At 42.5% G+C, this 24,838-nt stretch carries 12 protein-coding genes; 3 read left to right on the plus strand and 9 right to left on the minus strand.

Annotated features, from left to right (window positions below; genetic code table 11):
* From RF007C_RS00685 to RF007C_RS00695, 3 genes are all read right to left on the minus strand, one after another.
* Nucleotides 1–3,224, minus strand: a 3,224-nt coding sequence (locus RF007C_RS00685) for a calcium-binding protein (RefSeq protein ID WP_037296452.1), incomplete at its 3' end; no start/stop codon positions are given.
* Nucleotides 3,225–3,754: 530 nt separating this feature from the next.
* The gene (locus tag RF007C_RS18160; protein WP_037296453.1) at nucleotides 3,755–12,289 is read right to left on the minus strand and encodes a calcium-binding protein; all 8,535 of its coding nucleotides are present in this window, start codon (nucleotides 12,287–12,289) and stop codon (nucleotides 3,755–3,757) included.
* Nucleotides 12,290–12,759: 470 nt separating this feature from the next.
* Nucleotides 12,760–14,754 (minus strand): metallophosphoesterase, encoded by a 1,995-nt coding sequence (locus RF007C_RS00695; RefSeq protein WP_037296454.1) that lies wholly within the window; start codon nucleotides 14,752–14,754, stop codon nucleotides 12,760–12,762.
* Between the two features lie 238 nt (nucleotides 14,755–14,992).
* Here RF007C_RS00695 and RF007C_RS00700 point away from each other — a divergent pair, with 238 nt between their 5' ends.
* Together RF007C_RS00700 and RF007C_RS00705 are read left to right on the plus strand one after the other, a co-directional pair.
* On the plus strand, nucleotides 14,993–15,838 hold the full coding sequence (locus tag RF007C_RS00700; RefSeq protein ID WP_037296455.1) for a radical SAM protein: 846 nt from the start codon (nucleotides 14,993–14,995) through the stop codon (nucleotides 15,836–15,838).
* Nucleotides 15,822–16,580 (plus strand): hypothetical protein, encoded by a 759-nt coding sequence (locus tag RF007C_RS00705; protein WP_019679529.1) that lies wholly within the window; start codon nucleotides 15,822–15,824, stop codon nucleotides 16,578–16,580. Before RF007C_RS00700 ends, RF007C_RS00705 begins: the two co-directional genes overlap by 17 nt.
* A 70-nt stretch (nucleotides 16,581–16,650) precedes the next feature.
* Here RF007C_RS00705 and RF007C_RS00710 read toward each other — a convergent pair whose 3' ends face one another.
* The 6 genes from RF007C_RS00710 to RF007C_RS00735 all read right to left on the minus strand — a co-directional run bounded on the left by RF007C_RS00710 (nucleotide 16,651) and on the right by RF007C_RS00735 (nucleotide 23,602).
* Nucleotides 16,651–16,989, minus strand: a complete 339-nt coding sequence (locus tag RF007C_RS00710; RefSeq protein WP_019679528.1) for a cupin domain-containing protein — start codon at nucleotides 16,987–16,989, stop codon at nucleotides 16,651–16,653.
* 42 nt (nucleotides 16,990–17,031) lie between these two features.
* Nucleotides 17,032–18,114, minus strand: a complete 1,083-nt coding sequence (locus RF007C_RS00715; RefSeq protein ID WP_242823083.1) for an SPFH domain-containing protein — start codon at nucleotides 18,112–18,114, stop codon at nucleotides 17,032–17,034.
* A 12-nt stretch (nucleotides 18,115–18,126) separates the two neighbouring features.
* Nucleotides 18,127–19,599, minus strand: coding sequence for an NAD(P)H-dependent oxidoreductase (locus tag RF007C_RS16150; RefSeq protein WP_051456451.1), 1,473 nt, complete (start codon nucleotides 19,597–19,599; stop codon nucleotides 18,127–18,129).
* 14 nt (nucleotides 19,600–19,613) lie between these two features.
* Nucleotides 19,614–20,465: an ATP-binding protein gene (locus tag RF007C_RS00725; RefSeq protein ID WP_019679525.1), complete on the minus strand. Its 852-nt coding sequence runs from the start codon at nucleotides 20,463–20,465 to the stop codon at nucleotides 19,614–19,616.
* Nucleotides 20,466–21,373: 908 nt separating this feature from the next.
* Nucleotides 21,374–22,489, minus strand: a complete 1,116-nt coding sequence (glf, locus tag RF007C_RS00730; RefSeq protein WP_037296456.1) for a UDP-galactopyranose mutase — start codon at nucleotides 22,487–22,489, stop codon at nucleotides 21,374–21,376.
* A gap of 132 nt (nucleotides 22,490–22,621) precedes the next feature.
* Nucleotides 22,622–23,602 (minus strand): C39 family peptidase, encoded by a 981-nt coding sequence (locus tag RF007C_RS00735; protein ID WP_019679523.1) that lies wholly within the window; start codon nucleotides 23,600–23,602, stop codon nucleotides 22,622–22,624.
* A 488-nt stretch (nucleotides 23,603–24,090) separates the two neighbouring features.
* On the opposite strand from RF007C_RS00735, the gene RF007C_RS00740 reads away from it, so the two are divergent.
* Nucleotides 24,091–24,837 carry a LytR/AlgR family response regulator transcription factor gene (locus RF007C_RS00740; RefSeq protein WP_019679522.1) on the plus strand — a complete coding sequence of 249 codons (747 nt, stop codon included), beginning with the start codon at nucleotides 24,091–24,093 and terminating at the stop codon, nucleotides 24,835–24,837.
* The last annotated feature ends 1 nt before the right edge of the window (nucleotide 24,838 follow it).

Here is a 24,838-nt window from a genome sequence, read left to right on the forward strand (position 1 = left end):
TTATCGTTGCCGCCGTTGAGATAGTCACTGCCGGCACCGCCGTGGAGCTCGTCGTTTCCGCTTCCGCCGTAGAGCTTGTCATCGCCTGCACCGCCGAAGATAACGTCTCTTCTTCCGTTGCCCTTGATAACGTCGTCCTTATCGGATGCATTGATAACTGTTACGCCTGTTGCATAGTCGTCAGGATCTGAGTACTCTCCGCTTACGTTCATGGTAATGGTTTCAGCATAATAGTCTGCCATGTTCTTTACTGTACCGTCTGCAAACTCGAAGTTTTCAATACGGTTGTAGTAATCTGTAAACTGAGACTTGATCCTGATAGAATCTCCATCCTTACCTACGAGAAGAACCATATCGTTTCCGTCTCTTGTAACAACTACGTCGTCTGCAGTAATGCCCTCACCGAAAATAACGCTGTCAGCAGCGGTTCCTGAACGCTCTTCATCGATAGTATCATGTCCGTCGCCTAAATTAAATACGTAGCTGTCATTGCCGTTGCCGCCGCGTAAGAGGTCATCGCCCTTGCCGCCAATGATAACATCATTTCCGTTTTTACCCGAAATAATATCTGCTTCCTCAGAACCAAAGATATAATCATTTCTGTTGGATCCGACAGCTTCATTGTTTTCACCGACATATACAACGTCTGCCATGTCAGAAAATACATCTCCGTGACCTTTGAGGACATTCTTCATAACGAACTTTTCATAACCCTTGACGCCCATATTATCCATGAACTTCAGGTAGCTTGTAAGTGAATAGAGCTCACTGTCAGCATTTTCGTATCCATTATTGTACATATAGTCGATAACATTCTGAACAGCGTCCATATTTATTAAACGGGTGCCGTTTGCATCGGTATACTCCTGAAGGAGTGCGATCAGAGGTTTGGTGTTTGTATCGCTGTTCATGAGATTGAAATACATATTTTCTATGTTGTTATAGATCTCATTTAACTTTTCAGCAGCTGTGGGATTGGGGTTGCTTCCGTTGACGCCCACATACTTTTCTCCCATGATCGTTTCGATAACAGCAAGCTTCTTTGCGCTGAAATTGTTTCCTCGGCTCTTATCATCGATCTCATCAGCACCGCAAAGAGTGAAAAGAATGTCCTTGATGTACTTCTTTCTCTCCTTAGCGTCTGTTTCTGCGGCAAACTCTTCAACGATAGCCTTGAGCTTTCCGCTTTCATCCTTTGCCATAGCATTGTGAAGTGATGAGATATTGCCGAATCCGCGTACATCGGGAAGAACAGCTATATCCTCGGATATTTCAACGACTTCGTTGTCTACTGTATCGAACAGGTCAGCAGATACCCAGAGCTCACCGATCTGTCTGAAGGAACCGTCTGCATAAACAACATTTGCAGTATCAGCTATATGAGCTTCTCCGCTCTTTTCATCAGGTGTGGTCTCGTAATTGAGGTTGATAGCTGTTATTCCAAGCTCCTCAAGCGATCTGAGTTCGCCTTCCGAGGTTCCGCTTCCGTCAGCATCTATCCATACCCTGAGCAGCGGGAATATCTCATCAGAGCTATCGATTATTCCGTCACCGTTGAGGTCATACTGTGCCAGCGCTTCAAATCCGTTCTTTGCAACAGTACCATCTGTGCCGATAAATGTGCTGTCTCCGAAGAGCTCACGGCCGTTGTCTATCACACCGTTTTTATTGAGGTCAAGGCAGAGATAACCGTCCTTTCTTGTCCAGTTGATCTTCTCTGCATGATTATTACCGTCGAGGTCAAAGTTTGTTCCGTTTGTCTTATTCTCGATATTGAATCCGTCTCCGTCAACGTCAATAATAAGAGGATCATATCTCATCTTTGAAGCATCAGAAACATCGTTGCGGTTTTTGTGAAGGAATCCGAGTATATCCTTCATACCGGCCTTCCAGTCACTGTATCTGTCGGAGAAGAAGTCACCTATATCCTCCATGCCTACATACCAGTCTTCGCCGAATTCTTCAAGACCGTTTCCGATCTTGCCCATGAAACTGTGGAAGCCGTCCGAGATTGCATCACGGCCTATCTTCCAGCTGTCATAGATGTCCTCTACGCCATAGTACCAATTCTCTAAAGCATTGTACTCCCAGTCAACGATATCCTGTGCACCTATAGTCCAGTTATCAATGAATCTGTCAAAGCCGGGCTTCATCATTTCTACACCAAGGCGCCAGTTGTCACGGTATTCCTTTACCGCATCCACTATTTTATCGCCGCCGCCTGCAAGCCAGCTTGTAACGAAGCTCTCTGTTGCTGCTTCAACATAACCGCCGATAGCCTCATTTCCGACACGACTGCAATCCTTATATTCTGCAATAGCGGCTTTTACAGCATCCATGACGCTATTTCTCTCATGATAAGCATCTACTACCTTCTGTTTGGGTGATCTGTCATCGAAGAAGCTCTGTCCTGTCTTTCTTTCGATGTCTCTGAGAGTCTTATCATACTCATACTGAGTTCTCCAGCGGAGATAGCGATTGAAGATCACCTTATGATTGGATGTATCCCTGTCATAAAATGCCTTGAGTTCTTCAAGATTGGGACCGTCTGCCCACTTGTCAGAAGGATCACCGAATCCATCGATAGCTTCCATTTTTGAGAGGAAAGCATCAATATCCTCATTTCCTTCATTGTAACGATCCATATTATAGTAGTTCAGATCTCTTTCAAGAGCTGCGCCTTCTACTTTTTTAAAGCCATCCTGTACGTAGCCCATGGTATTATCGATTATCGAACCATAGGACGAACCTGCTATAGTGCTGTTCATAGCACTCTTTGACATATTGATGATACTGAAGAGCGCATCCTCCATTGCCTTGGTGCCGTCAGCATCATATCTTCCGTATGTCTCAAGCTGGTTGCTCATAGTATCCATGCTCTTTTTCAGAGTTACCAGATCACTGCCATATGTCTCCCATGAGCTCTTTAAATTACCGATCCTCTCAAATGACTTTGTATCCTTGAAGCTTCCGAAAGCATCGGTATCCTTAATAAGATCATATATAAGATTGAGTTCGGAGCTTATTTCACCGTCGGTCATACCGCCGCCGGAAGCATATCCGTACATTGTCTTGATGCTGTCCGCATTGATGCCGAGATGCTCGAACTCATCGCTGTATTTATCTTCTATCTTTCCGAGTGTATCATCGATCACTTTATCCTTGATCTTATCTTTTCCCCAGTTTTTGATATCTTCTTCTGTAACGTTAGTGTAATCAGCCAATTTAAATTCTCCTTTGCAAATTAAATTTATCATAACGTAGAATCATAATCATTTTGTCAATAATCAACCCATAATCACTAAAATCTATCAGCTCCTCAGCAACGGAAAATGCTAAAAAACAAAAACATTATTATCATATCATAAAATCCTATTCTTTTTTCAGATCCCCCCTTTACAGCTTTTTACCGCTAAAGAATATACGGTAATCTTCTGCATAAAAACGATCCCCCGCCATCAGGGCAGGGGAATACAATGCAACAATCATGGCACAATAAAATATCGGCCACATCATTGGCAAAATCATTCATTTTCCGCCCATATCATTTTTGACCGGGCAATTGCCCCAACCCGATCAATATATATTATATAACATTTAATTGAAAATGTCAAATCAAATGTTACCCTCCCTCAACTGATATACCCAAAACGCCTGTATATTGTGACATATATAGTAAATAGCCGGCCTTCACTCGAAGAAGACCGGCTATTTTTTGCGTTTTTCTCTGTTATTAAAACAGAGTTTTTATAGTTTACTGCATCGATGAATTCACAAGGAGCTGATCCAGTGCAGAAGAATCTGCTGTAATATCACCGATATTGATACCGTTGGATATCTGACTTTCACTGCTGAATGCCGACATATTCTCTGCAAGTATCATTGCCTGGATATTGCTCATATCCAAGATCTCACCGTTCTCATCGCCTATTGAAGCAATGTCTGCAACATCAGCTGCGACTGTGTTTTCAACAGTAAGCTCAGTACCTGCCATCTCATCCGTATAGATATTGGTGAGATATTCTGTAAGAGTCTGCTCAACTACCTCTTCCTTGCCCTCAACATCAATAACTATCTCTGCTGTTGCCAAGTCGATATGAGCCTCTGTACCGTCATCAAATTCAAGAGTGAAATCTCTGTAAATGCCCGAATATCTGAAGTCCTGGATAGTAAGAGTCTCTTCAGTAGCCTTTATTGTGATAACAGCGTTATATCCGCTGCCCGGATAGGATACCTTGATATCATCAGGTGTAAGGCCAACGAATCTGATCTTATTTGCTCCGCTGTTGTCGGCGATAATATCATTGCCGTAATTCTCGCCGAAGACATAGGTATCATTGCCTGTACCGCCGTAGAGCTTGTCATTTCCTTCGCCGCCGTCGAGAATATCAGCACCGCCGTTGCCGTTAAGGATATCATTGCCTGTGCCGCCGTACATGGTATCAGCGCCGCCTGTACCGTTGATGGTATCATTGCCCTCGAAGCCGTTGGCGATTCCGCTGCCGAAGAACATTGGAACAGTATCTGCTGCCTTTGTTCCCCTGACATCAAGGAACGGACTTCCTTCCTCGGAAACCGTAACCGTCTTATCCTCGAAGATAAGCTTGAAATCTCTGTAAATACCGGAATATCTGAAGTCCTTGATAGTCAGTGTCTCGCCTGTCTCTGCAACTGTGAGTATTGCATCATAGCCTGATGAGGGGTATACAGCATAAACGTCTGTGGACTTGAGTCCCACGAATCTGATAGCATTGCTTCCGCTGTTATCGCTGATAACGTCGTTGCCGTAGTCCTTTCCGTAGATATATGTATCATTGCCTGTGCCGCCGTTGAGCTTGTCGTTGCCCACGCCGCCGTCCAGAATATCAGCACCGCCGTTGCCGTTGAGGGTGTCATCGCCTATATCTCCGTACATCGCATCAGCGCCGTCTGTACCGTTGATAATATCATCGCCTTCAAAGCCGTAAGCGCTTCCGCCGCCGAAGAACATAGGAATGCTATCTCCGCCCTTTGTGCCCTTGATGTCAAGGAAGGGACTGCCTTCTTCTGCAACTCCGATAGTTTTATCCTCGAAGATAAGCTTGAAGTCTCTGTAAATACCAGAATATCTGAAGTCCTTGATAGTCAGAGTCTCACCTGTTGCAGCAACTGTGAGTATTGCATCGTAACCCTTTGAAGGATATACAACATATACATCTGTGGAGTTGAGTCCCACGAATCTGATAGCATTGCTTCCGCTGTTATCGCTGATAACGTCGTTGCCGTAATCCTTGCCGTAGATATATGTATCGTTGCCTGTGCCGCCGTAGAGCTTGTCGTTCCCGATACCGCCGTCCAGTATATCAGTACCACCGTTGCCGTTGAGGGTGTCATCGCCTATATCTCCGTACATTGCATCAGCGCCGCCTGTACCGTTGATAATATCATCGCCTTCAAAGCCGTAAGCGCTTCCGCCACCGAAGAACATAGGAATGTTATCTCCGCCCTTTGTGCCCTTGATGTCAAGGAAAGGACTTCCTGGATCTGATACTCCCATCACCTTATCAGCAAAAATGAGTTTGAAGTCTCTGTAGATATCGGAATATCTGAAGTCCTTGATGGTCAGTGTCTCACCTGTTGCAGCAACTGTGAGTATTGCATCATAACCCGTTGAAGGATATACAACATATACATCAGTGGACTTGAGCTTGCCGAAGTTGATGGTGTTCTTTCCGCTGTTGTCGCTGATAATATCATTGCCGTAGCCCTTATCGTAGATATAGGTATCATTGCCTGTGCCGCCGTAGAGCTTGTCGTTTCCGATACCGCCGTCCAGTATATCAGCACCGCCGTTACCGTTGAGGGTGTCATTTCCTGCACCTGTATAAATGGCGTCTGCACCGCCTGTTCCGTTGATAATATCGTCGCCGTCATAGCTCTGAACACTTCCGCCGCCGAAGAACATAGGAATGGTATCGTCCGTCTTTGTGCCCTTAACATCAAGGAACGGGCTACCGGGATCTGCTACGCCGAGAGTCTTGTCCTTGAATATGAGCTTAAAGTCTCTGTAAATATCTGAATATCTGAAGTCCTTTATAGTCAGTGTCTCGCCTGTTGCAGCAACTGTGAGTATTGCATCATAACCCGTTGAAGGATATACAACATATACATCAGTAGAGTTCAGCTCGCCGAAGTTGATGGTGTTCTTTCCGCTGTTATCGCTGATAATGTCGTTGCCATAGCCCTTGCCGTAGATATATGTATCATTGCCTGTGCCGCCGTTGAGCTTATCGTTTCCGATACCACCGTCCAGTATATCAGCACCGCCGTTACCGTTGAGGGTGTCATTTCCTGCACCTGTATAAATTACGTCTGCACCGCCTGTGCCGTTGATAATATCGTCGCCGTCATAGCTCTGAACGCTTCCGCCGCCAAAGAACATAGAAATGGTATCGTCATTCTTTGTGCCCTTAACGTCAAGGAACGGACTGCCTTCTTCCGATATTCCCACAGTCTTATCAGCAAATATAAGCTTGAAGTCTCTGTAAATATCGGAATATCTGAAGTCCTTTATAGTCAGAGTCTCGCCTGTTGCAGCAACTGTGAGTATTGCATCGTAACCCTTTGAAGGATATACAACATATACATCAGTAGAGTTCAGCTCACCGAAGTTGATGACATTCTTTCCGCTGTTGTCGCTGATAATATCATTGCCGTAGCCCTTGCCGTAGATATATGTATCATTGCCTGTGCCGCCGTAGAGCTTGTCGTTTCCGATACCGCCGTCCAGTATATCAGCACCGCCGTCGCCGTTAAGGGTATCATCACCTTCACCGCCGTAGACAGTATCATTTCCGTTGTTGGCATTAATGATATCGCTGCCCTTGCCGCCTTCAATAATATCAGAACCGTTGCCGCCGTTAATGGTATCGTCACCGTTAAATCCTCTGATATAGCTATTACTAAAGAATCCGCTGAACGCATCGGCACCTTCTGTTCCTCTTACGTTGAGGAAAGGACTTCCTTCTTCATAGATGGCTATTTCCCTGCCATCGTCGAATTCAAGTGTGAAATCCCTGTAGATATCGGAATATCTGAAATCAGTTATAGTAAGCGTCTCGCCTGTCTCGGCTATTGTCAGGATAACTCCGTAGCCTGAAGCAGGGTATGTTACGTACATCTCATCAGCCTTTACACCCTTGAACCTGATCTTATTAGAGCCTGAGTTGTCACTGATAACGTCATTGCCGTAGCCCTTGCCGAATACATATGTATCGTTTCCTGCGCCGCCGTTAAGCTTGTCATTTCCTGCACCGCCTTCAAGGTAGTCTGCACCGCCGTTGCCGTTGAGGATATCGTTTCCAGCGTCGCCGTAGATAACATCATTGCCGTTTGTGCCGTTGATGGTGTCATTGCCGTCATTGCCGTGAGTGATTCCGCTGCCGAAGAATGCAGGGATAGTCTCATCAGCCTCTGTTCCCTGAACTTCAAGGAAGGGACTGCCAGCCTCGGCAACACCTACTGTCTTATCGTCGAATTCCAGAGTGAAATTCCTGTAGATATCGGAATATCTGAAGTCCTTGATAGTCAGTGTCTCACCTGTTGCAGCAACTGTGAGTACTGCATCATAGCCTGACGTAGGATATACAACGTATACATCAGTTGAATTGAGACCTGTGAATCTGATTCTGTTCTTTCCGCTGTTGTCGCTGATAATGTCGTTGCCGTAGCCCTTGCCGTAAACATAAATGTCATCGCCAGTGCCGCCGTAGAGCTTATCATTTCCGACACCGCCGTCAAGGTAGTCTGCACCGCCGTTGCCGTTAAGGGTATCATCGCCCTCGTTGCCGTAAATCGTATCAGCGCCGCCTGTGCCGTTGATGGTATCATTGCCCTCGAAGCCGTAAGCGCTGCCGCCGCCAAAGAACATGGGTATGGTCTCCCCGCTCTCTGTGCCCTTGATGTCAAGGAACGGGCTGCCTTCTTCTGCAACTCCGAGAGTCTTATCCTCGAATATGAGCTTGTAATTTCTGTAAATATCGGAATATCTGAAGTCCTTGATTGTCAGTGTCTCACCTGTCTCGGTAACTGTAAGTATAGCATCATAGCCCGATGAAGGATATACCACATAGACATCTGTGGACTTGAGACCTACGAATTTAATAGTATTCTTTCCGCTGTTATCGCTGATAATGTCGTTGCCATAGTCCTTGCCGTAAACATAGATGTCATCGCCGGTACCGCCGTAGAGCTTATCATTTCCGACACCGCCATCAAGGTAGTCTGCACCGCCGTTGCCGTTGAGGGTATCATCGCCCTCATTGCCGTATATCGCATCAGCACCGCCTGTACCGTTGATCGTATCGTTGCCCTCGAAGCCGTAAGCGCTGCCGCCGCCAAAGAACATGGGTATGGTCTCCCCACTCTCTGTGCCCTTGATGTCAAGGAACGGGCTGCCTTCTTCTGCAACTCCGAGAGTCTTATCCTCGAATACCAGAGTGAAATTCCTGTAGATATCGGAATACCTGAAATCCTTGATAGTCAGTGTCTCACCTGTCTCGGTAACTGTAAGTATAGCATCATAGCCCGATGAAGGATATACCACATAGACATCTGTGGACTTGAGACCTACGAATTTAATAGTATTCTTTCCGCTGTTGTCGCTGATAATGTCGTTGCCATAGTCCTTGCCGTAAACATAGATGTCATCGCCAGTACCGCCGTAGAGCTTATCATTTCCGACACCGCCGTCAAGATAGTCTGCACCACCGTTGCCATTGAGGGTATCATTGCCCTCATTGCCGTATATCGTATCAGAACCGCCTGTGCCGTTGAGGGTATCATCACCTTCAAGGCCATAAGCTGTTCCGCCGCCGAAGAACATAGGAATATTATCGTTCTTGTCTGTTCCGATAATATTGAAGAAGGGGCTTCCCTCTTCCGTTATGCCAATGGTCTTATCCTCGAATTCCAGTGTATAGTTCCTGTAAATATCGGAATATCTGAAATCGTTGATAGTCAGTGTCTCGCCTGTTTCCTTGATGGTAACAACCGCATTGTAGCCTGTCGAAGGATATGTAACAAAAACATCGGTCGAATTGAGGCCTCTGAACTTTATCCTGTTCCGTCCGCTGCTGTCACCCATAATATCATTTCCGAAGCCCTTGGCATAGATATATGTATCATTTCCGGTGCCGCCGGAAAGCTTATCGTTTCCGGGACCGCCGATAAGAACATCTGCACCGGTGGAGCCGTTTATAGTATCGGCAGAATTGGTTCCAAGATGGATATTCTGTGAAACGAACTCCTTATTTACAGCATTGCTGAGCTTTCTGTCATATGAGAAGAATGAATTTATATCCATAAGAACATCATAATCCACATCTCCATTAATACCGAACAAAGCCAGGTGCTTGCATACATCTGTGAGTATGGTAGATTCAGGATGTGCATTGAGTTCATTCAGAATGGATATGCACATAAAGCTGGAATAAAACTTTGTCTTTCCGTTTTCATTCTCATAAGGAACGAGCTGCTCTATATAAGGCTTTACGGTATCAATATTAAATATTGTATAATACTTGCTGGAAATATTGTTATAAATTCCCTTGAGTATATTAGCTGCTGTGGAGTTGGGGTTAGCACCGTTGACACCTTTGAAGTCCTCGCCCATTACAGTCTCAACAACATGGAGCCTTCTTGCATCAATATTTGAACCTCTTGACTTTGCGTCTATATCAAGAGCTCCCGACATGGTGAAGAGGATATTGTCAAGGCTTTCCATCTTATCAGTATAGCTTACAGCGCTGTGGAATGCGTCGATATATCCCTGGAGAGTTCCGTCATCCTTGGCAAGAGCTGCTGCCAGCGAAGGCATATTACCGAGATTTCCGATATTGATGCCTTCCATTTCAGCATCGTAATCTTCCTTGGTATCATAGTAGTTTGCAGTTGCCCAGAGCGCACCGAATTTGCCTTTAGTTCCGTCTGCGTATTCAAATGAAGCGGTTCCGTCGATAACAGCATCTGTGCCTGTGTCGATCTTCTCCTCATCAGCAACAGCCGTTATGGCTGTGATATTATGATCTGCAAGAGTGCTGAGCTCTGAGGACTGTGAAATACCGTCGCCGTTCTCGTCCAGCCAGAGTCTGAGATCGCCGAATACCGAATCATTGCTGTCAATGACACCATCGTCGTTCTCATCGTACTGCTTGAGAGCAGCAAAACCGTTCTCGGCGTACTTATCTTCGCCGTTGATATATGTGGTATCACCGAAGAGCTCGGTACCGTTGTCGATCTTTCCGTTATTGTTGCGGTCAAGAGCAAGGAATGCGTCTGTCTTTGTCCAGTCGATACGCTCTCTGAAGCCGTTGTTGTCCTTGTCGAAGTATGCGCCTTCGGACTTGTCGATTATGCTGAAGCCGTCGTTGTCAAGATCGAAGATAAGAGGCTCAACTCTGACAACTGCGGATTTGGAATCAAGGAACATGTCGATAAGGTCTGTGATATGAAGGAATTTGAGTACTTCTTCACCTTTTTCTACCCATTTATCTCCCATTATCTTGAACGGATGGAATTCGCCGTCTCCATCTGCAAAATCTTTGATAATATCCCATACACTTTCAACAGCCCAGTCAGCAATAAAAGCAACTTCAAATACTGCGGCAACAGCCAAAACGACTGAACCGACCGTAGCGATTGCACCTCCAACTGCACCTGTACCAAATATACCTGCTGTAACTTCAGTAATTGCCGGAAAAACTGTTGCAACCAAGACTTTCTCTGTCACCACACCTACAAGTTTATCAGCAAAAATACCTGTAAGCGCCTTTCCGCATTCTACCAAAGCATCGCGACGAGTATCAGGTGTTCTTTCTCCGGTCGCATAATTATAAATACTTGATGCAACGCCAATTCCTGCGCCTATATATGAAAGAGCATTTCCTAAATCATCAAACTTTCCACCAAGCTTCTGGTATTTGTTACCGTTTGCTTGAGCCGCTCTATAGACAGCTCTGTATCCTTCCTGCTCTTGTTCATACAGATGAAAATCCTTATACATCTCATACATCTCTTTTTCGGATGTACCTTTAAGCAATTCCTTCACCAAAGTCTGATTAAATTCTTTTTCTGAATTTACATGACTAAACGATTCGATCAAATCCTCATAGGTTGCAAGAATTCCGCTCGAATATCCTGACCAATCGCCAAAATCTCCAACCAGTTCATCTGACAAGTCTATTAATGATTTTACCTTAGAATCTGAGTCTTCACTACCTGTTAAGTTCAAATCATTAGCTGAACTACCAGTCTCCGCAGATAAACTATTCGACGATTTCCTTTCTTTTATAAGCTCTTGTACATAATTTGAACTATACTCATAATTATTTCCATAAATCACAGTATTGCATTTTGCAAACTTGTCAAGCTTATCTAATGATATACCCGCAATAAAAGCCAACTCTTCCTTTTCATCATTTGAAAGTTCGTTACCATATTCATTCAGATAGCAGGCCATATCACTTTTAAAAGTATTCTCATCATTTATGAATGCTATCAAGGGCATATATTTTTCAGCACTTCCGTCTCCAAGCATTCTGTTTATATACTCACTGACAGTTTCATCATCATTCATAGTTAAAATGTTATTGCCATTATAAGATTCTGCATAAGCATTAATATAACTATTTAGTACTTTGTTCATGCTGGCAGCGGAATAGCCAATATACCCCATTCCATAAAAGAGCTTCTGAATTAATTCATCTTTGAGAATACCATTTATTGTTGTCAGCGTATCACAACTAAAAACTTCATTACGAAGCGTCCTGTTCCACACGCTGTCAACAGCGTCCTCTGCAACAAGTGCGATCATATCAGATGCAGAGCTGTTCTTTATAATCTCGCTGTAAACGAAATCCCTTATGGCAAGCTGATCCTCAAAGGCTCTGCCTGTTGTGAACTTCTCAGCAGTTTCGCCGTTGTAGAGTCTCTCAAACCACTCTTCACCGACTGCAGCTGCGACTGCATTTCTGAGGTCATCGCTGTTAAGAAGCTTTATCTCATCAAGATCATCAATTACAGTGACTGTTCCTTCTTCATAATTTTTCGTCAGTTCAGCTATTTTATCAGCATCTGCATTCTCACTGAAAATGAGCACCTTAGCAGAATTATCCGACGAAAACTCAAAATTCTCGCAGAATTCGGCAACAAATCTTTTTGCCTGTTCTTCCGTAAGTTTTTCATCCGCGGATAAACCCTTGGCTTCGCGCCAGCCGTTTATCCACGTTAATATAGATACTTCGTTCTCCATTTTTACCTCCATAGTTGTTATAAAATAATAACTCTTGCTTCAGATAAAAAAACAGGAATGTGTTGCATTCGGTTAACAAATTATGCAGCAGCTGCCATGTATTATCTCCGGACTCTGCCTTCCTGAACATCTTTCCTCCTGCAAGACATTCTCAACGATATATTATCCGGATACCGTCAACAGCTCTGACCCCCCTTAAACATAATCGAAAACCATTCTTTATCCCATATCTCTGTCCGATCAAGTCAAAAAGACTTAATCATCTTTATTTTATACTATTTTGACAAAAAAGTCAACCTTAATCATGCACCTTCTACAAATTCAAGGCTTAAAATCGGCTGATCCCAAAAATCCAATTTTAAATTATAACAATATCATGCACTTCGCGCCAATACTATTTCACGGTTCTGCGAAACAGCATAGTAAATAATATAATAAAAAACGTCCGCATTAATTGCGAACGTTTTTTATCAGTTTTTTCTTTTCCTGCTCAGAAGCATTATCGCAGCAGCTGAGACAAATATAACAGCAAAGCCGCTGCTGTCGCCTGTTTTCGGGCTGTTATGAGATGCAGTCGCAGTTCCTGTGTTTGCAGCTGAAGCCGTCGTCGCAGCTGATGTCGTTACCGCGGGAGGCTCCCTGAACCTGCTTTTGGCTTTAATATCAGTATGACGCACTCTGTCGTCACTGATACGGATAAGGTCAAAGGAGTAATTGTCACCGTCACGGTAAATAAAGCTGAAATTAGCATCTGCACAGCCGATAGTGGTGGACAGATAGCCTGAATGTGCATAGGTAAAGCTCAGCTTCTGACTTCCGTAGGATCTTTCTGCGTAGCTTTCTGTGCTTATGAGAACAGCTCCGTCAGTCATTATGAGTTCTCTTTCCTGGCGTGAATGATCGTGACCGAAGAGATACATTATATCCATATTATACTTTTCGGCATAACTGTTTATAAGCTTTGCCATTTCATAGGACTTATCCACATTATACTGGTTTTCTCCTACCCACTGGCCTATAGGACCACCTCCGCTGCTGACAGACTGCGGCAGGACTCCAAGGACATGAAGCCCGGAATGAGCAGATATTATGACCAGTTCGCCGTTATAGTTCGCGGCTGTTTTTCTGAGAAAGCTGTCAAGCTCCTTTATTGCCTTATCATAGGAATAAGTATAAGTACTGTCTTGTTTATTCTGCGAAACCTCGAAATTCAGCCCATATACCGTTATTCCCCTGGCAAAACGGCTGTTTCGTCCGTTTGATGCGGCTTCGGAAGAGGTACCTCTGAAGATCTGACCTCCCGAGGGGGAGATATTGCCTTCGGCTCCCAGCTTTGCCGCAGCTGACATTATGGAAGCCGCCTCACCTGAATCATGGTTTCCCGAGACGAATACCGCGTCAAGTCCTCCGAGAGCCGAAACGATCTGCGGATAGTAGCGTGAAAGCATCGTATCCTTATCCACAGTGGGACCGTTTACAAGATCGCCTGTGCAGACCACAAGTGAAGGTATATAGCCGCCTGTGCGCTGTATTACATTTTCAATGGCATCGGGGATAAAACCGTACTGTTCGTGTATATCCGAAAAAGACACCACCGAATCTGGCAGAACACCCTTTGCAATAACAAATGCGGCATCGGCTGATTTCTCACGGTAATGCACGCCATTATTGTCATGGGCCGTGACAATGCAGTTAACACGGTGAACTCCCGCAGGCTGACCTGCCAGCATATCGGCTGTAAATTCAAGCTTTGCGCAGGACTGCTCCGTTCCGTCCACATACCACTTTATATCATCAGTGATAATATCTGGAGATGAAAGTCCTACCGAAAATGAAGGCGCCTTATATCCGCTGCCCTCAATGACATATGACTGGGCAGCAGGCTGCCTGCTTATGCAGCGTCCCAGCTTGTCACCGTTGGTATATATGCTTACCTCCGATGCCTCCGCAGAATCAAAGGTACATGAAAAGGGCTCTTTGCTGCCCTCATTGTATTTAAGATAGCAATCGGTACCGTCCTCGTTATATCTGAGTTTTCCGTCGTAGTAATCCCAGACTGTGTCACCGTCTGTCCATGATCTTGAATATGTATAGAGCTTATCCTCATGGCATCCAAGATAAAAAGAATTAGAATATAGCGTAGCACATCTTGGCGCCGTACTCGTTACCATTGTTCTTAAGTAATACCGCCAAACGTATTCCTTGTCACTTCTGTCCGCAGCCGTAAGCATAACAGACTTTCCGTCCGAACCTTTTACACATATTATATACCTGCTGTCATTTTCAAAGCAGTTGACTTTATACCAGGGACTTCCCGTATCAATGGTCAGTACACCGTTCTCCTCGCTAAGAGGCTCAGTGACCGTATAGTACTCATCATCCTCCGCAAAAACCTGTATCTGCGGCATAAACACCGACAATAATACAGCAGCCATAAAAACTGCGGCTGCTTTCACTGATCTCATGTATCATACCCTCCTGTCCCGCTGTGTTGCTCCTTATCATTCCGAACAAACACATTATATCACAACGCAGACAAAAAAACAATACATATCTTTCGTAAATCATACAGTCCTTCTATTACAATAAACCTATCACTTATTTCACGCTATAATTGTAAAATCCTCTTGAAAAATAAACTCAAATATGTTATAATTAATATGGATTTTTCAATAATATATAATAAACATTAAGGGGTTTTTTATGAATGAAACATTCAAAGCATCAAACTATGTAATTTATGAAAAAAATCGTATTTTTATTGATATATGCGAAGAAGGATGCGGAAGCGGATGCAAATACTGTTACGTACAAAGCAAAGACAAGGATCAAAAGCTATTGTCAATCAAACAAATCAAATCTATTTGCGAATATATTTATGATAATTACATGGGAAGAATAAAAATATTATCTTTATGCCCAAACACAGAACCTTTAAAAAGCAAGGAAAGCATTGAATCCGTTCAATATATAATTAGTTTTTTTCAAAAAACTGACTGTTATATACAAATATCTACAAAAGAAATCGTACCCTATGATTTTTTAAAAAAGATCAATTCTTATGGGAATCAGATTTATATAAATATCTCTATCCCTGTTATTAATAATCCAATGATAGAACCTAAAGCAAGAACCGTTGATGAAAGGATTAGAAATTTTCAATATATGCATCTATTTAAAAACATTAACTTTTCCCTCTATATCAAACCTTTTTTCAAACAAGAAACAGACAAATACCTTGAAATAATCAATAAATATAAAATCGAAACAGTTTATATCGGACCTGTTTTCAATCAAAAATCAGAAATTCCTTGCACATCTTTATATGATAAAAAACAATGTATAAATATCATATGTAATCAGGAAAAAGAAATTAATGACTTTATGTTGAAACTAAGAAGTTTTACAAAAGCAAATGTTTTTATATCCTCTGTATGTAAAATCTATAACGATTATGGCACTCAATGCCCCTATATTTTTTTAGGAAACAACCATTCATTATGCCAAGATTGTAAATTAAAAGGAGAGAAAAATGAACAGATTGCGTAAAGTATTTAAAAACCCTGTTACTTCTTTAAACGTTATTACTGTTTTACTTGGATTAATTATGACATTAATATGCCTCAAAAAGGGGCTTCCAGCCATTATTTATAATATATTATTAAGTGTAGGATGTTCATTAATTGCTACAGGTATCATCAGCTTTATTACTTCCATATTTATTTTTAACAGTAACGAAATAAAAGAAATAATCAACGAATGGCGTCTAAAAGCTATTTATAGAACAAAATCAGAAATGAATAAAGAATCAAACAAATATCTTGATGAAGCCAAACACAGTATAGATATTATTGCAATAGGAATGTCTAATTTTTTGAGTGCAAAGGGACAAATACTAAAAACCAAATCAATGGAAGGCATTAAAATCAGGATCATATCTTGCAATAATATTGAAATGCTTTCTCAAAGAGAAAAGGATGAGTCTATTGATGGTAATACACCACCAATTGGTGCTATGAAAAAGGAAGTTCAAGAATTAAACAAATGGGTCAAAAATGCTAATAGATCTGGATGCCACATTTCATTAAAATTTCAGAATTCATATCCCGGTTTCTCATACTTAAAAATTGATGATCACGTTTTCTTCGGCGCTAATCTTCCTCTATTTAAAAGTCAGCAAAATTTTGCTTTTGAATTTCAAGGTAACGGCAATGGTGGTATTTATTTAAATGAATACTTTAACACTCTATGGAATAATGAAAATATATGCTCAGATGATATAGGGTTTTAATGTTCAAAAAAACTAAAAAAAGGCTGTGCGATTATTATTCGCACAGCCTTTTTTCATATGTAATACGTGCTTATCTTGTAGCAGGGCTGAATGTAGAGAACAGAGTAAGAACGTCCTTACCTGTGTTTCTGATACCATGAGTCATACCCATGGGAGCTACGAAAGCAACGCCTTTTTCGATCTTCTTCCACTCTTCGCCGTCAAGGAACTCGCCCTCGCCGCTTACAACGTAGAAGAACTCGGAAGAATTCTCGTGGATGTGAGGAGCGATGCAGTAACCGGGAATGATCTTTACCTCAAGGTTGTTGAGGCGGTCGTTATCCTTGCTTGAGAAGAAGTGCTTCATGAAAACGCCTTCCTGTGTGGGATGTTTTGTGAACTGTGCGTCATTAATAATATGCTCTGACATATCATTACCTCCTAAAAATATTTATATTAAATGCAGAAGCATTTAATCAGCAACTTTTGGTGCATTTTTTGCAGACACCATGTTGAGAAGAGAATTTGCTATATAGCCGTAAGCAGGAATCTCTCCCGCATTCTCTCCCTGGAAGAGTGTAACATCGCCAACCTTGATATTCTTGTAGATATCAGGCAGGGCACGGAGAGTCTCGTAATTGAGGCCTTCCTGTGAATAAGCGGAGATGACCTGGATACGCTTTTCGAGACCTTCTGCCTCTGCGATCATGAGATCCTTGGTCTTTTCAGCCTCATTCTCGATCTTGACTCTTGCCTTGATCTTCTCGATCTCGGCAGAGATCTCCTCAATAGACTTCTGTAATACAGACATATCGTAGATACGCTTCTTCTCGGCTTCTTCGAGGACCTTGTTAACATTTTCCTTTTCCTCACCGATGATCTTGTCGGATTTAAGGCTTGCGAGCTTTTCTTCAGTTTCTCTTTCGATATTCTTCAGTTCGACTGCAAGATCCTTTTCGATCTGAGCAAGCTTAGCCTGTCTTTCGATCTCGATCTCCTTGGGGAGAGCCATGTTGCGCATGAAGCTGTCATTGCTTACAACAACGTTGGTGATATTTACAGATGAGATCTTCAAGCCCCATGTATCCGCTGTTTCCTTGAGGATAGCATTGAGGTTCTTTGACAGAACTGTTCTGTTTACAAGTATCTCATCAACGGACATCTTTGAACACTCATTCTTGATTACAGATTCGATGATCTTGAAGAATGTGGGCTGAATGTCCTCGGGCTTGATGTTTTCGATGGTCATTGAAGCGTTTTCCGACTTCCATACGATAGTAGCGGAGATCTTCATTACCTGCTTTTCATTTGTGAGAACGTTTATATTGTCAAGAGTATTTCTCTGGACTCTCTGATCGATCATTACCAACTGATCGAAATACGGGATAACGGTAACTCTCCTTCCCGAAATGGGCTTATCACTTACGGATTTACCGAAACGGTAATGCTTTGCAGCCATATAATCGGGAACATTGACACTCCATCTGACCAAAAATAAATAAAGGATAACAACGATCAGGATCACTAAAGCACTAACACAACAAATAATTATCACTATATATTCCTCCTATCTCTTTCCAATCTGCTGGTTATACTGGTATGTAATATTCTGTAAGCCGCTGCTCTTGATCACCTTAGCGACCTCTGCAACTCTCTTTCCTACGCCCACAGCTGTCTGCATACCGTAATCATCGGTCTCGCTCTGGATCGAAGGATCGTCAAAGGTATGAGACCATCCTGTTGCACCGAGCTGACATACAGCGGTACCATCATTTACGATGATAGTATTATGTCTCATCATGGATTGGATAAGATCAATATTAGTAATCTCCTGTCCGCCGTGTCTGCGTCCTGCTACGGCAAGAGTGCCGACTACCTTATTTCCCAGCTCGAAATTGCTGTGTCTCATAACACGCAGTCTGTCAAGGAAGAGCTTGAGCTGACCTGAGAACGTACCGAAATAAGAAGGTGAAGCAAGGATAAGACCGTCGCATTCCCTGAGCTTCGGATACAGCTCCTGCATAAAGTCATCGATCCTGCAGGTGCCGCCGCACTTGTCGCTCTTACAGCCCATACAAGGATGTATCTCCTTGCCTGCAAGCTCGATAAGCTCAACCTCAACATTGCCGATCTCCTGAGCAGCCTCAAGGGCTTTCTTCAGGTAATTGATAGTAGAGCCTTTTTTATGCGGACTTCCGCAGATTCCGAGTATCTTTACCCTTTCGTCTGCATAGCTGCGTCCCGAGCCGCCGACAGGAGCTGCCGCTCTTGTGCTCAGTACATTGCGCAGATCATTGATAGTGCTTTTGAGCTCCTGTATATTGTTTTCGTACTCGCTGTTCTGAACTTCCACTGTCTCATCGGAAGCATACGAAGCGATATATGATTCTGTCTTGAGGTCTGCCTTGCTCTTTGCGGGCTTCGGAGCCTTCTCGGCAGCCTTTGCCTTGGGAGCTGCCTTCTTGTCTGCGGCAGCAGCCGTTTTCTTCTCGGGAACAGCCTCTGCTGCTTCCTCTGCCTCTCCCGTGACCTTCAGAAGCTTCATAAGGAGAAGGTGAAGCTGAGATATACCTGTACCGATAACGACTACACCGATAACAAGCGCAAGACCTACATCAATGGAAATGTCCTTCCACTCCGAGAGCTCTGTACCGCCAAAGGCAGCAAATGCCACTGCCCATCCTGCGAACAGCGACGGAGTATGTGATATGATCTTTATGTTCAGACTTGTTACGATAACGGAGAAGAAGCCGAATACAGCCAGAACTATCAGGCTGTACACAACAGCATTAACGTCAATGAGGTGCTGCTGCATAACATAGAGCACTCCCATGCCCCAGAACATACCAAGAATATGCGACAGGGCAACATTGACTATATCCTTAAGCTTATGGCCTGCTGCAAAGAATACCGCTGCGGATATAAAAGCCACCCAGGCTCTTTCCACCGTAGCATATGAATGGAATGTACCCCACAGAGGCACAATAACAGCAACACTGACAGCTAAAAGAATAACCTTGATTATATTCGTCTTTTTCATTAATATCTCCTATATCAGCAGTCAGTGAAATAATTATCCATGTTTATGTCATCAAAGGTTTCGGGCAGCTTGAGATCCATCTTGCCGATGAATGAAAGAAGGCCCTCATAGGTAGTGTTGTTGATAGGCTCAGCAACGTTGAGTACCTTGAAGTATTCTCTCTTATGCTTGTTTACTGAAGCCTTGCAGCCGCGTGAGATATAAGGGATCTCAAGATCGATGACGTCCTGCATGATAAAGTTTTCCTTCATGTTGATAAGGGGACGGATGATAGTAAAGCCGTTGGGAAGCTTTTCCTTTATCTTCATCTTGTGGAAGCAGTTCTTCATTCTGTTGAGCGCCTTTTCATTGTCGATATTATCGAATTCGAAATTGCTCACAAGGATTATCTCATCCATGTAAGCCATAGCGTCATAAAGGGTATAGCCTGTTACGATAGCAGTGCGCTCCTTGTCCTCACAGCTGTTGAGGAAGCCGTCTACGAGCTTCTTTCTTGCAGCCTTGCATATCTTACAGGCATTCTTCTCGGTCTCGTCGAAGTCTGCTTCTTCGGAATCGAAGATGTGGAACTTCACGCCGCTGTTTTCCCAGAATTTCTTGGTCTCAACAAAGCATGAAGCCTCTCTCGAATCCTTGTGGTAGTAAACGTGGGTAGGATAAGCTATCATAAGAGCTTCCACAGAGATAGGGAGCTTGTTCTCGATAACATACTCATTAAGGTAATATAAGCCTAATGTAGCATCCTTTCCGCCTGAAAATAAGAATACGATCCTGTCAATATCTTCAAGAAGACCGTATTTTTCAATAGTTTCGCAGAATTGTGAATACAGATTTCCGGTTTTGGTTATACAGCAATTGTTAATCATATTTCCTGTTCCTTTTCGTATAGATTTTGTTTTCAGTGTTGTAGATAAAATAAGACTATAAACTTGTTCTATCGCGTTTTCCGTGCTGTATAAGATCCTTATGTAAATCCTGACATGAAAAAAATCCCCCTGTTCCCACAATATACGCCATAACACAGTGCGGCACATATCATGATTTTTTCTATCTAATTGCATGCTCCGTAAAACAGATCATATGCCCTGATCCGTTAACGAATAGAACCCCCATCCAATTTTAATCCGAAATTAATACAACTTCTTGATGATTTCCTTGGCAGATGTAACAGATACAAATAAAAAAAGCCCGATCACTACCATAAGAGTAGTTATCAGACTCATATCAGTATAATTATTTACGTTTGCCGCGTTTGTAAATAATCGGATTATTGTCTGTTTTTTGGTGAAGATTGGTAGAAGATACTTATTAGGTTTTTGATGTAATGATAGAATAAAATTACGGAGATCAAACGGACATGTCAATTAAATCATGTATTGATGACATAATTGTAGTTGTAATTATATCTTGAAAAAAAAACAAAGTCAATACGATTTTCACGGCGCAAATATATGTATTTTAAATATATTATTGCCGCCAATATTTGTTAGTTTTTGCTAAAGATAATATCGTTTAGCTAAAATTCCCCATGTATCGTATTATATTGATTTTTTATATCGTTTCCGCCCATTATATATATCTTTTATTAGCAATATAAAACAAAGTCCGCAGCTCTTCAGCTGCGGACAATTGCACGATATAAGGCCGTTTCCTGCGAAATACAGCCTTTTTTTATATTCCCGGAAGTATAAAACACTGCCGGATACATGGAAACGACGCAGCAGCGTGGATTTCCACCGCCACGTCCGGAATAGCCACACCGATCAAGATAATATCATACTTTCTCTCCCGCAGCCCTGTCAAGAGCCGCCGCGATCACCGCATCCATGTCGTAGTATCTGTACTCGCCAAGACGTCCTCCGAAGATAACGTTTTCTTCCTCCTCGGCAAGCCTTCTGTACTTTTCATAGAGAGTGCTGTTCTTTTCATCATTTATGGGATAATACGGCTCATCGCCCTTTTTCCACTCAGAGCTGTACTCACGGCTTATGACGGTAACGGGAATGTCATTTCCGTTATCATCTTTGCCGAATTCAAACCATTTGTGCTCGATTATCCTTGTCCATGGTGTTTCGCGGTCGGTATAGTTCACCGCTGCATTCCCCTGGAAGTTCGGCATATCAAGCAATTCAGTCTCAAACCGCACGGAACGGTATTCCAGAGCTCCGAGAGTATAACCGAAATAGGCGTCAACAGGACCTGTATAAACAACTTTTTTTGCCATACCGTCCCATTTTTCCTTATTCTCAAGATAATTCTCATTAAGTATGACATCAGCGCCGTCAAGCATATTAGCGACCATCCTTGTGTAGCCGCCCACAGGTATCCCCTGATAAAGCGCATTGAAGTAGTTATTATCGAACGTAAAGCGGACAGGCAGTCTTTTTATTATAAAAGCAGGGAGCTCCTTACAGCTGCGTCCCCATTGCTTTTCGGTATATCCCCTGACCAGCTTCTCGTATATATCCGTACCCACAAGGGATATAGCCTGTTCCTCCAGATTGCGGGGCTCGGTTATGCCCGCCTCTTTTTTCTGCTCCTCAATCTTCGCTTTAGCTTCTTCGGGAGTGACTACTCCCCACATCTTATTGAAGGTATACATATTGAATGGCAGCGAATACAGCTCTCCGCAGTAGTTTGCCACAGGACTGTTAGTAAAGCGGTTGAACTCCGCAAACCTGTTCACATAGTCCCATACCCGCCTGTTGTTGGTATGGAAGATATGGGCGCCGTATTTATGAACGTGGATCCCCTCTGTATTCTCGGTATAAACATTGCCTGCGATGCAGGGCCTTTTGTCAATTACGAGCACTCTTTTTCCCGAGTCTGTCATTTCCCTTGCGAAAACAGCTCCGTAAAGACCTGCTCCGACTATAAGATAATCGTACATATGCTCCCTCCTCATTCATGATATTTTTATTATATCTTATATTGCAGAAATCGTCAATAGTTCAGGATATTCCATACGCACCGCAAAAGAAAAGGCACTCACGCGGAGTGCCTTTGTTTTTATCATCAGTTATTACGCTTTAACAACGATCTTATACTTTCCATCTACAAGACGAAGATCATTTCCAGAGAGAAGCTTAGCCGGAGTATTAAGCTCTGAACTCGGGCGGGCAGGATCAATTATATAGAAATCGTTTGCAGTAAGATTGCTGCGGTTAGCGTTCTTTCTGTATCCTACAGCTGTAACATAATGATCGCAGTTATATGAACCATTTAAGCGGAATATAACAGGCTGACCTGCTTTCAGAAGGTCATATGCTTTCTGATATGCTGCAAGCTTTGATGTATAATTCTGAAGGGGTGTATAATTTCCCCAGTTCCACCAGCACTGATTTCCATCATAATACTCGGTATAGGAATGTGTGCGTCCGTCAAGCATTGTACGGCAATATGCAAGTGCATATGCTGCGCAGGGACCTGATACTGTCTGTCTGCCTACTGCAATTATCTTAGAAAGATTATTAGTGTATGCAGGTATGAGGTAGTCCTGCACAGGAGGAATAGGCTGTCCTTCGACAATTACCCAGCCTGCGCCGCTCTTGAGCCTGCCGTATTTAACTGTACCTACAGTACGCTCTTCAACGATAGTATAATAAGTTGCAACTGTTATTTTTGAATTTGAAACTCCTGATGTAGGTGATGTATAGATCGGTGTATTCAACTCAAGGTATTTTGTGTAAGGCACGTTGGATACCTGTCTTACTATTACCCAGCCTGCACCGCTCTTGAGCTTACCGAAAACATTGTTTCCGACAGTCTGCTCATCAACGATGGTATATAATGTACCTACAGTAATAGTTGAATTCGAAACTCCTGAAGTAGGTGAAGTGTAGATCTTTGTACCTACTTCAAGTCTGATAGTGTAGCTCTGGAATGCTGCACTTGCAGTGATAGATGTGAAGCCGAAGCCGTTGCTGCTTGCTAAATTTGCGATTGCAGCTCCTGACATACAGATGGTTGCAGCCATTGCTGCCGAAACAAATTTCTTAAACATAGTTTTTTCCTCCTGAATTTTAACATTTCAATTTTAGTTTTAATTTTTTATTATGCTTTTTAGGGAATGCTTATATTTGCTCTGATCGGGAGCAATGTCGTACAACATATTTTAAAGTGCAATTATTAATTGTATATAATATGCACAAATCCAACTTTTTTAATAACCGCTTTTTTGAAATATATGATATTTATTATGATTATCACTATCAAGTTATATGTTTATAATATATAACTTACAGCAGTGTCACTATTGACTTTTTTTATGCAATGTGATACAATTTACTTATTACCAAACAGAAAATCAAGAATTGTTGACCAAGTCATGTCTTTGTTCCTCCTTAATGTTTTTCGTGGATCCGTTTCTGTAATTATATTATATCTTCACATTTTAGAATTGAATATCGTTTTGGAGTAAACGGTGCTTTTTTGAGAGTGAACAGACATGATAAACAAACAACAACATACACTACTTATTCAGAAGGGAGAATGATACACCGTTTTTTCGCGGTATATCTGCTTAATATGAGAATCGCCATTTGTGATGACAAAATTATACTTCATGACGAACTGAAGAAAAATCTTGAAAAATACGCCATAAACAGAAACATAGTCATAAACTACGACGACTACACCAACGGATTGGATCTGATCGCAAGCAATATTGAATATGACATAATATTCATGGACTATCAGATGGACGGTCTTGACGGCCTCGAAACAGTCAGAAGAATGCGAAAAAAGAAGATAGAGACTACTATTATCTTCCTGACCAGTTACCCTAGCATAGTTTTTGACACCTTTGAGGTCAATACCTATCGTTTTCTCGTAAAACCCATTGACTACGAAAAGCTATCCTCTGCTCTTGATGATTACCTTTCTTCACAGGAGGACAGCAACTTTATATTCATCAAATCAGATGAAGACAACAGAAAGGTGAATATAGACGATATCATCTATATAGAAGCTGACAACAAGTACTGCTATATACGTACAACAGATGATAATATCACCTATAAAAAAACGCTTTCCGACATCGAAAAGCAGGTGCCCGAGGACAAATTCTTCAGAAGCCACAGGACATACCTTGTAGGCTTCAAGCATATCGTATCGCATACTTCCACAGATATACTGTTCGACAACAAGGAAAGAGCGCTTATAAGCAAGCTTAAGCTTACGCCTTTCAAGAAGGCCTTTACAGACTACATAAAGCGCTACAATTTTGAAAAGTGGTGAT

This window comes from Ruminococcus flavefaciens 007c (assembly GCF_000571935.1).
Classification (GTDB): Bacteria; Bacillota; Clostridia; order Oscillospirales; family Ruminococcaceae; genus Ruminococcus; species Ruminococcus flavefaciens_F.

Excerpts from the sequence above, each read along its gene's own strand:
- RF007C_RS18160 (WP_037296453.1), bottom strand. The coding sequence starts at position 12,289 with ATGGAGAACGAAGTATCTATATTAACGTGGATAAACGGCTGGCGCGAA.
- RF007C_RS00695 (WP_037296454.1), bottom strand. The coding sequence starts at position 14,754 with ATGAGATCAGTGAAAGCAGCCGCAGTTTTTATGGCTGCTGTATTATTG.
- RF007C_RS00700 (WP_037296455.1), top strand. The coding sequence starts at position 14,993 with ATGAATGAAACATTCAAAGCATCAAACTATGTAATTTATGAAAAAAAT.
- RF007C_RS00705 (WP_019679529.1), top strand. The coding sequence starts at position 15,822 with ATGAACAGATTGCGTAAAGTATTTAAAAACCCTGTTACTTCTTTAAAC.
- RF007C_RS00710 (WP_019679528.1), bottom strand. The coding sequence starts at position 16,989 with ATGTCAGAGCATATTATTAATGACGCACAGTTCACAAAACATCCCACA.
- RF007C_RS16150 (WP_051456451.1), bottom strand. The coding sequence starts at position 19,599 with ATGAAAAAGACGAATATAATCAAGGTTATTCTTTTAGCTGTCAGTGTT.
- RF007C_RS00725 (WP_019679525.1), bottom strand. The coding sequence starts at position 20,465 with ATGATTAACAATTGCTGTATAACCAAAACCGGAAATCTGTATTCACAA.
- glf (WP_037296456.1), bottom strand. The coding sequence starts at position 22,489 with ATGTACGATTATCTTATAGTCGGAGCAGGTCTTTACGGAGCTGTTTTC.
- RF007C_RS00735 (WP_019679523.1), bottom strand. The coding sequence starts at position 23,602 with ATGTTTAAGAAATTTGTTTCGGCAGCAATGGCTGCAACCATCTGTATG.
- RF007C_RS00740 (WP_019679522.1), top strand. The coding sequence starts at position 24,091 with ATGATACACCGTTTTTTCGCGGTATATCTGCTTAATATGAGAATCGCC.